Annotated in this window: 6 protein-coding genes; 4 read left to right on the top strand and 2 right to left on the bottom strand. The window is 36.2% G+C overall.

The window, feature by feature from the left end; genetic code table 11:
• Window positions 1-53 precede the first annotated feature (53 nt).
• Entirely contained in the window at window positions 54-266 is a 213-nt protein-coding gene (locus tag QZ659_RS06835; protein WP_291723923.1) for a hypothetical protein, read from the bottom strand.
• A 129-nt stretch (window positions 267-395) separates the two neighbouring features.
• Here QZ659_RS06835 and QZ659_RS06830 point away from each other — a divergent pair, with 129 nt between their 5' ends.
• Window positions 396-884 (top strand): NfeD family protein, encoded by a 489-nt coding sequence (locus QZ659_RS06830; RefSeq protein WP_291723920.1) that lies wholly within the window; start codon window positions 396-398, stop codon window positions 882-884.
• Window positions 885-991: 107 nt separating this feature from the next.
• A complete protein-coding gene (locus QZ659_RS06825) occupies window positions 992-4,501 on the top strand; it encodes a GMC family oxidoreductase N-terminal domain-containing protein (RefSeq protein ID WP_291723918.1) in 3,510 nt (1,169 codons plus the stop codon).
• Window positions 4,502-4,685: 184 nt separating this feature from the next.
• Here QZ659_RS06825 and QZ659_RS06820 read toward each other — a convergent pair whose 3' ends face one another.
• Entirely contained in the window at window positions 4,686-5,255 is a 570-nt protein-coding gene (locus QZ659_RS06820; RefSeq protein ID WP_291723915.1) for a hypothetical protein, read from the bottom strand.
• A gap of 175 nt (window positions 5,256-5,430) precedes the next feature.
• On the opposite strand from QZ659_RS06820, the gene QZ659_RS06815 reads away from it, so the two are divergent.
• Together QZ659_RS06815 and QZ659_RS06810 are read left to right on the top strand one after the other, a co-directional pair.
• Entirely contained in the window at window positions 5,431-6,741 is a 1,311-nt protein-coding gene (locus QZ659_RS06815) for a THUMP-like domain-containing protein (protein ID WP_291723910.1), read from the top strand.
• Between the two features lie 303 nt (window positions 6,742-7,044).
• Window positions 7,045-12,450 carry a lamin tail domain-containing protein gene (locus QZ659_RS06810; protein ID WP_291723907.1) on the top strand — a complete coding sequence of 1,802 codons (5,406 nt, stop codon included), beginning with the start codon at window positions 7,045-7,047 and terminating at the stop codon, window positions 12,448-12,450.
• Window positions 12,451-12,520 lie beyond the last annotated feature (70 nt).

Raw genomic sequence — 12,520 nt, 5'->3', positions numbered from 1 at the left:
TCCCTAACAAAACAAAACGCCTTTGCAATCATCTTGCAAAGGCGTTTTTGTTTTTACTTTTTATCTTGATTTTTATGTTTCTCTTTCAACGAGCCTGTTTCAGCGTCTTGGTTGCCAATTTTTTTATCATATAATTTTTTATCTAAAAAATCATTGATTTTGTCAGCATCAAAAGAAGTTACAATTTCTCCAAATTCATTAACGTGAACATTCAATCCTTCCAACTCTGGATTGACTTTCATTTTTTTATTTTTTTTCTTGCTCATAGTTTCTTGATTAGATTAAAGTATAATGTGAGATAGTCTAATAATATAATAACTCAATCGCTGCCAAATACGTTTCAAAAATTACAAAATACATCAATTTTTTCTAAAACAGAATTTAAACAATACTATATGGAACTCTTTTTAATCGGTGTTTTATTTTTTTTCGCAATGGTTACACTCACTATTGAGGTTCTTTCAGGAACAATAAAGTTTGGAATCATTAGTCTTACGCTCACGATTTTAGCTACAACACTTACCTACTTTTTCTATGGAATAGATACTGCCGTTTGGACATTAGTTGTCTCGTCTGTTTTCAATGTTGGAGCAATTACGTATAGTGTACGTTCAAAATCTTGGGAAAAATTCTCACAAAAACACAGCATAGAAGGCAAGCACGACGATAAAGAAAGCGAAAGAAAGTTGTTTCTCTATCCAACACAAGAAGGAAAAACAGTTTCTTCTTTGCGTCCAAATGGTAGAGTGAGTTTTGATGGAGAAATCTTTGAAGTACGCTCACTCAACGGAGGTTTTATAGATGTTGGCAAAAAAGTAGCGATTGCAAAAATAGAGTTGAATAAAATATATGTTGTTCCTCTTCCAGTAATTAGTAATCAATAAAAATTAGTTTTTTTTATTGCATACAAACTTAAAATCCTATTTACTTTTCATTTTTTTAATTAGATTAGAGTATCAAAACAATTTCACTCTAAACTATTTAAAATTATATGAAAAACCGTCGCTTATCCAAGCCTATAGAAAAAATGTTACCTCATTACGACGTAATCGTAATAGGCTCTGGTTATGGAGGTTCTATCACAGCCTCTCGTTTGTCTCGTGCAGGAAAGAAAGTCTGTCTTTTAGAACGAGGAAAAGAATATCTCACTGGAGAATTTCCAGACACGCAAATGGAAGCTGCTGCTAATATGCAGTTTAATTTAGGAAATAAAAGGACAGGTTCTGCTTCTGCACTTTATGATTTTTGGATAGACGATGATATAAATATTTTTAAAGGCTGTGGATTGGGAGGAACATCGCTTGTCAATGCAAACGTTTCTATTCGCCCAGAAAAATGGGTGCTTAAAGAAAAAGTCTTTCCAAAAATTCTGAGAGAAGAATCGGAAAATCCTAACTCTGATTTAGAAGAAGGCTACCGACGAGCGTATGAAATGTTAAAGCCAAATCCTTATCCAGAAAATTTCCCAAAATTAGATAAGCTAGAAGCACACCGAAAGTCTGCCAAGGCAATGAACAAGCCTTTTTATAAGACAGACATCAATGTAAACTTTGATATTGATGGAGAAAATCATGTAGGAGTAAAACAAAAGCCTTGTAATTTGTGTGGAGATTGTGTTTCGGGCTGTAATGTGGGAGCAAAAAATACAACGATGATGAATTATCTGCCTGATGCTGTCAATTTTGGAGCAGATATTTTTGTAGAATGTTCGGTTTCGCATTTGGAAAAAAGTGGCACACAATGGGTCGTGCATTTTGAGCTTTTGGGAGCGCAACGAGAAAAATTTGATGCGCCAGAGATGTACGTAACGGCAGATAATGTAGTGCTTTCTGCTGGAACGCTTGGTTCTACCGAAATTATGCTTCGTTCAAGAGAAAAAGGATTAGAGGTTTCCAACAAATTAGGTTTTCATTTTTCTGGAAATGGCGATGTTTTAGGTTTTGGTTATAACACAGAACACAAAATAAATGGTATTGGCAGAGGCGAGCATTTAGACAAAGACAATCCCGTAGGCCCTTGTATTACTTCTGTGATTGATATGCGAGAGGAAAAACACAAGGAAGAAGGAATGATTTTAGAAGAAGGTTCTACGCCTTCGCCAATGGCAAAACTTTTTCCAGAGTTTATGATAACAATGGCTTCATTGGCAGGAAAAGATGAGAACAAAGAAGGGTTTGTAAGTGAGGTAAAAGAGAAAAAACGAGAACTAGAAAGTGTCATACGAGGACCTTACAAGGGGGCAACGCAAAATACGCAAATCTACCTCATCATGACGCACGACCAAAGTGCAGGTGTTCTGACACTGAAAAATAACCGTTTACAAATTTCTTGGAAAGGTGTTGGTAATGAAGATATTTTCAAAAAAGCCTCTGACCGTATTGGAGAAGCAACAAAAGCACTCAACGGAACAAGTGTTCCAAATCCAACTTGGACAACACTGTTTAATAAAGATTTAGTAACTGTTCATCCATTGGGAGGTTGTATTATGGGAGAAGATACTCGTGAGGGTGTAGTCAATCATAAAGGACAGGTTTTTTGTACTGAGGCAGATAAAGACCAAGTTTATGAAAATCTTTATATTGCTGATGGTTCTATCGTTCCTCGTTCATTAGGAGCAAATCCACTTCTTACAATTTCAGCACTTTCAGAGCGTATTTGTAAGATTATGGCTAAAGATAAAGGTTGGGAAATTAATTATGAGCTGCCTTCTAAGCCATCTGTTTTGAGAGAAATGGAAAAAATGCCTATTGGTATTCAGTTTACTGAAACGATGAAGGGTTTTATCAACCACAAAACAGCCGAAGAGCCAAAGTGTGAAATACCAAAGCAGTTTGAAAGAGAGTATGATTTAGGAAAGTCTAAAAATCAAGAGTTTAAAATTACACTGACTGTCATCTGTGAAGATTTAGAAAAAATGCTTCATGAAAAAGAACACCTCTCAAGAATGGTCGGAACAGTAGAAGCTCCATCTCTTTCAGCCGACCCACTTTTAATAACAGAAGGAAGTTTCCAACTTTTTATAGATTATGAAGGTGAAATGGAAACCAAACGAATGCTCTACAAGGCAAAATTATTTAATCCGAGTGGAGAAAGTTATTACTTTGAAGGTTACAAAACTATCAGAGACGGAAAAGGATTTGATGCTTGGAGCGATACCACTACGCTTTATACCACCGTTTATGCAGATACAGAAGGTATTCCAAGAGAATTGATAGAAAAAGATGCAAAGTATATCAAATCACAGGGGGTTATTCATGTTCATTTGACAGATTTCATCAAACAAATGACTACGATGAAAGCCTTACATGCTGATACGGCTACTGAAAAATTGAAAGCATTATACAGCTTCGGAAAATACTTTGCTGGCAATCTTTACGATACGTATGGAGGTGTTTTGGCAAAAGATTCTGCCTTCAATCCAAGTGCGCCACCACGAAAAAAACGTCCTTTGCGTGCGCCAGAACCACAACTCTACCCTGTCAAAACTTCTGATGGTGTCCATCTTTTGCTTACTCGCTACGATGGAAGAAATAAAAAAGCCTTAGAAAATGGTGTAAATAAAGGTTCAGTTATGCTTGCCCATGGGTTTAGCGTGTCGGGAAATATTTTTGATATTGATACGCTAGATACCAACTTGGTAGAATATCTTTGCGCTCACGGTTACGATGTTTGGGTAATGGAATATCGCACCAGTATTGCGCTACCTTCAGCTAAAGACCAATGCACAGCCGATGATATTGCACTTAGAGATTTTCCTGCTTGTGTGGACAAAATTTTGAAAATTACTGGAGAGAAAGACATTCAACTCTTTACGCACTGTGTGGGCGCAATTACTGGAGTAATGGCAATGTTGGCTGGTTTGAAGGGTGTACGTTCGATGGTATGTTTCCAAGTGGCGACAGATATTATTGGAGGCGACCAAATCAAACTCAAAGCTGCTGCTCGTGTACCGACACTTCTAAAAAGTTTGGGCATAGAAACCATGACAGCTTACACAGATACGAATGCAGGCTGGTTAGATAAAGCCTTGAATACAGCCGTAAAAGCCTATTCTTCTGTTTTGGGTTCTGAAACTAACGACCCTATTGCCAACCGAGTTACATTTATGTTTTCTACGCTCTACGAAAAAGAAAATATCGATGAAAAAACATTTGATTCCTTCCACGAGATGTTTGGTGTAACCAATATGACCACTTACGAACAGCTTACACTTATGGCAAGAGAAAAAGAACTCAAAGATGCCGAAGGAAACGACGTTTATCTTCCTCACGCAAAGGAAAGACTAAATATTCCGATGTGCTTTGTTCACGGAGAGAAAAATGAAGTTTTTGTTCCAGAAGCAACCGAAAGAACCTACAACCGTCTGAAAAATCTAAATCCAGAACAGCACTACGAACGCCACGTTATAGAAGGCTACGGACACCAAGATTGTGTCATTGGAAAAAATGCTGACCGAGATGTATGGCATCACGTTGTTGCATTTTTGGATAAGAATGTTTGATACTTTTAATTTTGTAGGGATAACGGATGCGTTATTCCTACTTTTTTTATCTCGTTGTCAGTGATGGTTGCTTTCATAACTATACTGTCAACGAGCTTAAAAGCGTCTTACTGAAACAAAAACCCACACGAAAAACTAGACAGTTTTTCGTGTGGGTTTAGTCTTATAAAAGTGTAGATTAAACTTACTCTACTGTTACATTAAAGCTAACTTCAATATCAGTTTCTCCACCTGCGTTAGTAATATCTCCATTTGCTACGCCTGCTGCATCTTTTGCTGGCTCATGGCGAAGAATTACTGTAAGCGTTCCAGAAGATGCTTCTCCAGTAGTTACTCTTGTTTCTAATCCAACAGGATTTGTACCGTCTGTATCAGTATATTCTACTGTGATATTTGCTCCGTTGGCTTGAAAAAAGAATTGATGTTCGTCATCTTCTTCTGCAATTTCTTCTGTTATGTTTTCTGCAGGAGATTCTGCTTCATTTAATAAATCTAATGTTCCATTATATGTTGTATTAGCTCTCAATGCTGAACTTGTTGTAATAATTGGAGCATTGCCTCCATCACCATCTAAGTCTTTGAAAGAAAGTATTACTGCATCACCTCCATTTACTGGTGTAAGTGTATAGGTAAGGGTTGTAATGAGTTCTTCTTCGTTGGCTATTTCTGGGTCGTCTTTTTCACAAGAAGAAAAAACAAACAAACTAGCAAATAATAAGGCTAAAACAGGAAAAATTCTATTTGATAAAATCATAGTGAATAAAAAATTATAAAATATAATGAGGTTTTAAATGCAACATTGTTGCAAAATTAGAAAGGCAAATATAAAACTGGATTTTTACAAATGCAACTAAGTTGCAATTATTTTTTTGAATAGAGAACAGATTTGATTTATTTTTGTGTAACCAACCATTTATATTTTTGCTTCTATGACACCAGCAGTATCTCTCTCTGAAAACTATCCCAACTACAATTTATTCTTACAAGAAGATATACAGCAGTTTATAGAAACTCACAAAGACAAAGAAGTTACTCAAACCCTACTAAATTTACCCAAAAAATACCAAGATTTGAGAATAGAAATTGGTAATCAAATCAAATCACTTCAAAAATCAAAGCAAAAACTTTATCTTTGGCACACTACTGATAAAATTCTTTTTCCTCCTTCGCTTTCTATCGAACAGGCTTCCTCTGAAACCACAGCAGAATATAAAGCTCATTTATTGTTGCAAGATGGAGATAATTTAAAAGATAAAATACTTGTGGATTTGACTGGAGGAATGGGAGTAGATAGTTTTTATTTTTCTCAAAAAGTAGGAAAGGTTATTTACATAGAGCAAAATGAGCTACTTGCTAGTTTGGCAAAGCATAATTTTGAAGTTTTGGGAGCTAAAAATATTGAAGTTATTTGTGGGGATTCAGAAGTTTTTTTAGAGAAAGCAAAACAAGAACAAAAAGTATTTGATTGGATTTATCTTGACCCTGCTCGCAGAGATAATGTACAGAAAAAAGTCTTTTTACTAGAAGATTGTCAGCCAAATATGGTAGAGGTGTGGAGAAGATTTAAAAATACAGGAAAAAAATGGCTACTCAAAACGGCTCCTCTTTTAGACATTCAACTTGTCTTGGGAAGGCTAGAGGGAGTAGAAAATGTAGAGGTCGTGGCACTGCAAAACGAGTGTAAAGAGGTTCTGTATCAGCTTGTTAGTAATGAAAGTAGTATTCCTGTTAAGGAAATTTCAATAAATGCTATAAACTTACACGGAAAAAACAGCAAAGAAAAAAAAATAGATGGGCTTGATTTTTCTAGTTTTAAGTCTTCTTTGCAAGAGGAAGAGGATATTTTTATTGATTATTCTACTGAAAATCAAGTCAAATCTTTTTTATATGAACCAAATGTTGCCGTTTTAAAAGCAGGAGCATTTAAAAGTATTTCTCAAAAATATAAACTTTATAAATTTTCTACCAACACACATTTATATACTTCTGATAAACTAAATGATGATTTTATAGGGAAAATATTTGAAATAAAAGAGATTGTATCGTTTTCTAAGAAAGAAGTCAAAAGAAAATTTGGTAAAGGCAGTTTCAATGTCGTAACTCGCAATTTTCCTATGTCTGTAAAAGAGCTTCGAAAACAGTTTCAAATTTCGGAGGGAAAAGACGAGTTTTTATTTTTTACTACCATTACTTCTTACTCGTCTGATGAAAAAATTGTTTTAAGAGTTACTAAAGTTTAGGGCTAGTTTTATTAGACAATAAGCTAACAAATAGACGAACTTGCTCTTTTTCTTACACTTTGCAGAATCTCTTTTGTTTGTTCACAATGAAGTAACATAAGGTAGTTAATTTTGTAAATAATAAGTTCAAGCAGATTTCCATCCCTTTCTTTCTCGTAATATCTATCAAAACACGCTCAATGCCATACTTTAGATTATATAAAATAATTTATTTTGGAATAATACTGTATTGATAAATATAGTTTTTGGAGTTCTGTACTAGACTATTTTCTATTTTATTCATAATTTATTAACATTAACTTTATGCGAACAGCATTACTAAAAAAAATACTCCCATTCTTATTTTTTCTAGGAGGAATAAGTATGCAAGCGTATGCACAAATTCCCTTTACAGAGAATTTTACAAGCTTTCAAGGGAGTGGATTTGCTCCCACACCAGCAGCAGGACAGTTAGATTCTGATGTTTGGATAGTTACAGGATTTAATGGAGGAACTCTTAACTTCGGAGGAACTCAAACAAGTGGAGATTTTGCTAGAGGCACTTCAACAGGAAGTGAAAATACTGGTGGAATATATTCTTTTGATGTAGGTGGAGGAAATACTACTTTAGGAGTTCAACCTGGAAGTAGCGATTTTACACCTGGAAGTATGGTAGCCAAAATAGAAAATAATACAGGAGCAGTGCTTACATCTGTTATTGTTTCTTATGATATTTTCTACAATAACGATCAACCACGTGATAACTCATTTAATTTTTCTTATTCTTCAGATGATGTTACTTATACAGACGTTACAGCTTTAGATTTTACTTCTCCTGATGCATCAGATGCTTTAGGGTGGCAAACAGAAGCAAGAACAACTACTATAACAGGACTAAACATTGCTGCTGGAGATTTTCTTTATGTTAGATGGACAGGAGATGATGTTTCTGGTGGTGGAGCTAGAGATGAGTTTGCTTTAGATAATGTTTCGGTTACTTTAGCTGTTACTCCTACGTTATTTTTCTCAGAATATATAGAAGGCTCTAGTAGCAATAAAGCTCTTGAGATTTATAACCCAACAGGTTCTATCGTAGATTTATCTAATTATAGAGTAGAACTTTATACAAATGGTAGTACAAGTATTCAAAACTCTTTAGATCTGACAGGTACATTAGCAGCAGGAGCAACGTATGTGATAGCAAATGCTGGTGCAGTTGCTGCAATAACAGGAGTAGCAGATATTACAAGTAATGTTACTTTTTATAATGGGGATGATGCTGTCGTATTGAGAGAAAACGGAACAGTAATAGATGTGATTGGACAAGTAGGCTTTAGACCTAGTGGAGAGTGGGGAACAGGCTTGGTTTCTACTGCTAACAACACAATTCGTCGTAAGTGTGGTATCACTACAGGGGATACTGATGAAACAGATGTTTTTGACCCTTCTACAGAATGGGATGGATTTGCAAATGACACTTTTGATGGTTTAGGTTCTCATTGTCCTGTTGCTCCTACTGCAACGATTACAGTTACAGGAACACCACTTACAGCATTTACTACAACGGCACTAAATACGCCATCAGCAGAGCAGTCTTACCAAGTAAGTGGAACAAACTTAACGACTGATATTACAGTTACTGCTCCTACACACTTTGAGGTATCACTCACAACTGGAGCTGGATTTGGAGGTAGTGTTACTGTTCCTTTTGCAACAGCGAATGCTGGGAATGTAGATATTTTTGTTCGTTATAATCCTACTGCTGGTACTTCACATAGTGGAGATATTACCAATGCAAGCACTGGAGCAACTACTCAAAATGTAGCTGTAACAGGAAGTGTGCCTCCAAGTTTGATGACAATAGCTGTAGCTCGTTCTCGTCCTGATGGAGAAGTAGTTGTTATTGAAGGAGTTCTGACAGCTGCTGACCAGTTTAATGGTCCTGCATTTATTCAAGATGCAACAGGTGGTATTGCTGTTTTTGATAATGCTTCTGGGCTTCACGATGGAACATACCCTATCGGTCAAAGCCTTAGAATTCAAGCTACTCGTTCTAGTTTCCAAAATCAGATTCAGCTCAGTAATGTAACTTCTGTAACAGATTTGGGTGCAGGAACGCCAGTAACACCTCAAGTAATTACACTAGACCAGTTAGATGCACATAGAGGAGAGTTAGTTACTATTCAAAATGCAGTATTCCCACAACCAGGAGACTTACTTTTTGGAAATTCAAACTATACTGTAACAAATGGAGCAAATTCTGGAGATGTTCGTATTGATAATGATACAGATTTGACAGGTGATGTAAATTATACACAACCATCAGTTTGTAATGTTACAGGAGTTATAGGGTATTATCAAACTGCACCACAGTTATTACCTCGTTTCAGAGCAGATTTGCCTTGTACAACACCTTATGAATCTCCTGCCAACTCTACTATAACTTCTTGTATTGCACTTTCTAAAACACTAGAAGTTTCTACATTCAATATCGAATGGTTTGGAGATGAAGGAAATAGTCCTGCTGGAGCGCAAGCAGATGATGTTCAGAAAGATAGTGTTAAGGTAATTATCAAACAAAACAATGCTGATATATATACTTTGGTAGAAATTGTAGATATACCTTTAATACAGCAATTAGCTACTGAACTAACAGCAGAAACTTCTGATACTTGGGATGTATTATTCTCTGATTTTGTATCTAACCCACCTGCCAACTCAACTTCACAAAGGGTAGGTTTCTTGTATAAAACTAACGTAATTCAGCCTATATTTAGCTATGCAATGCTTCAAAGTATCCATCCTAGCTATAATGGTGGAGATGCTTCTGCCATTAGTGGATTCCCTGATGCTGATAAAAGTCGTCTTTGGGCAAGTGGACGTTTGCCATTTTGGATGCGTGCCAACGTTACCTTGAACGGTTCTAGTGAAGAAGTTGATTTCATTGTTATACACGGACGTGCAAACAACTCTAGCGATGCACAAGGAAGATACGATATGCGTCGTTATGATGTAACAGTACTTGAAGATTCTATTCGCAACAATAGCATGCTTGCTGGAAGAAAAATAGTATTGGCTGGAGACTATAATGATGATGTAGATGTAACAGTAGCTGATATTCCTTCTACTCTTACTTCTTTTGACGCCTATACTACTCGCCCTAGTGAATATACAATTCTTTCAGAGGCATTGAGTTTGGCTGGTCGTCGTTCTTATGCTTTCCGTGAAAATATGATTGACCACATTACAGTATCTAATGAATTGGCTGCTGGCTATATTCCTAACTCTGTAAACGTAGGTTATGAGTTTTATGATGGAGATTATACAAGTACAGTTTCAGACCACTTCTTAGTTTCTACTCGTTTGGAAATTGTACCTTTAGCATCTTGTACATTTACAGCGACTGCAAACAGTTCTACTCAAATTACACTTGACTGGGCAGATAATTCAAATATTGAAACTAGCTATGTGGTAGAAATGTCATTAGATGGAACAACAGGTTGGACTGCCATTACAGGTTCACCTTTTGCAGCAGGTAGTATCAATTCAGTAGTTACAGGGTTAAATCCAAGTACACAATATTTCTTCCGTGTTCGTGCAGAAGAGTCTGCTACTAATTTCTCTGAATGGGTTTATACAGATGCAACTACTTTACCACCACCTCCAACACCACCAACAGTAGTTACACTCTCTCCTGCTGATGATGCGACTAACGTAGCAACAACAACAAATCTTGTAGCTACTTTTGATAGAAATATACAAGCTGGAACAGGAAATATTACTGTTACTGATGGAACAACTCCAATCACTTTCCCTATTGCTGGAAATGCTGATGCAACAGTAACAATTACAAATGACGAATTGACGATAGACTTGACTGCTAACCTGTCTAATGCAACGGCTTACGATGTTCTTATCGATAATGGTGCAGTAGAAGAAGCTGGTACAGGTGCTGACTTTGCTGGTTTTGTGGCTGGTGAATGGAACTTTTCTACGGCTGCTGCTACTGGAGGAGGTGGAGGTTCTACTCCAATAGTTTCTACGCCAACTAACTTTAGAGCAGTTGCAGTTTCTACTTCTCAAATCAACCTAACTTGGACAGCCGTAAATGGTGCAACAGGTTATATTCTTTACAGAGGAAATACAGTTGTTGCAACTTTAGGAGCAGTTACTTCTTATGAAGATACTGGACTTAATGCAGATACATTCTATTCGTACAGATTGGTAGCTACAAACGGAGCTCGTCAGTCTGACCCTGCACAAACAAATGCAAGAACACTTCCTGCAGCTCCTTCTTTGGTTTCTGTAACAAATGCTTGTAGTGGTGCTAGTGGTACAATCAAAGTTGCTTCAACAGGAGTAATATACCGTCTGTATGCAGATTCTACTTCTACAACACCTTTATTAGAAACAGATAATGCAACCATTACAACGCCAACCATTACACAAGCAACAACATTCTATGTAAGTTTAGTAAGCAACGGAAATGAAAGTGAGCGTACAGCAATTACAGTAAATGTAAATCCAATACCGACAGCTAATATTTTAGAAGATAGTATTTTCTCTTGTGCTACTACAGGAATACTAACTGCTGAAGAAGTAACAGGAGCATCTTATACTTGGCTTATCAATGGTTTTGCTATTGCAACAACTGATGTTCCAACGTATGAAACTACAAACTCTGGAAAATATAGCGTACAAGTTACACTTAATGGCTGTTCTGCAACATCAGATATTACTTCTGTGAAGTTAAATTATAGCCCACTTGCAAGTATCAATGAAGGTGCTATTGTTCGTTCTTGTGAAACAGAAATTACAATTAGTGCTGCTGATGCAGGTACAGATGCTACTTATGAGTGGACAAGAGAAAATGTAGTACTTGGAAATGAAACTTCTCTTGCTGTTTCTCAGTCTGGAGTTTATACACTTACTGTAACTCAATTAGGTTGTACTTCAACAGATGAAATTACAGTTGAAATGAATGCCATCAATTCAGATGTATCTTTTACAGCTTCTCAAACAGTATTCTGTCCAGGAGAAGAAGTTACACTTACCGTAGAGAATCCAGAGCAAGGTATTACATATACTTGGATGAGAAATGGTAGAGTTCTTAGAAATAGAGTAGGAACTGAATATGTTACATCTACTGCTGGAGAATACAGAGTACAAGCATCACAAAATAACTGTGTTGTTCTTTCAGAACCAATCACAATCACTCGTACTCGTGTAGAGCCTGTATATTTACGTAATGTAGATGATGTCTTGAGTGTAGAATCGGTTACACCAATCAGTGATGTAGTTTGGGTTTTCAATGGTGAAGAAAATACTGCACTTGCAGGACAAACAAGTTTTACTCCTACTGAATCAGGAAGTTATTCTGCTCGTGTAACCTTTGACACAGGTTGTGAAGGAACTACTCGTACTATTTATTATTCAGTTCCTGTTGACCCTGTTACTGGAGAGGATGATATAATTGATGTAGAGACTATTGTTTATCCAAACCCAAGTGAAACAGGTATTTTTAGAATCCAACTTTCTAGTTCAATTACTTCTGATGTTACTTTTACTGTTACTGATAACATTGGTCGTATCTTGGAAAATAAAACCATTACAGCTAGTGAAGTTTCTACACTTCAAACGCTTGATTTGAGTGAGTATGCAGCAGGAATGTATGCACTTACTATCGAAACAGAACAAGGAACTGTAATTAAGAAAATTGTTATTGAATAATTTAGTTAGTCAACTAAATAATAATATGAAAAACCTTTACTTGTTGAGTAAAGGTTTTTTTGTGTATAAA

The sequence above is a fragment of the Bernardetia sp. genome, from assembly GCF_020630935.1.
GTDB lineage: Bacteria > Bacteroidota > Bacteroidia > Cytophagales > Bernardetiaceae > Bernardetia.
The sequence above is the reverse complement of the archived record's forward strand: the minus strand, read 5'-3'. Positions and strand labels throughout refer to the sequence as shown.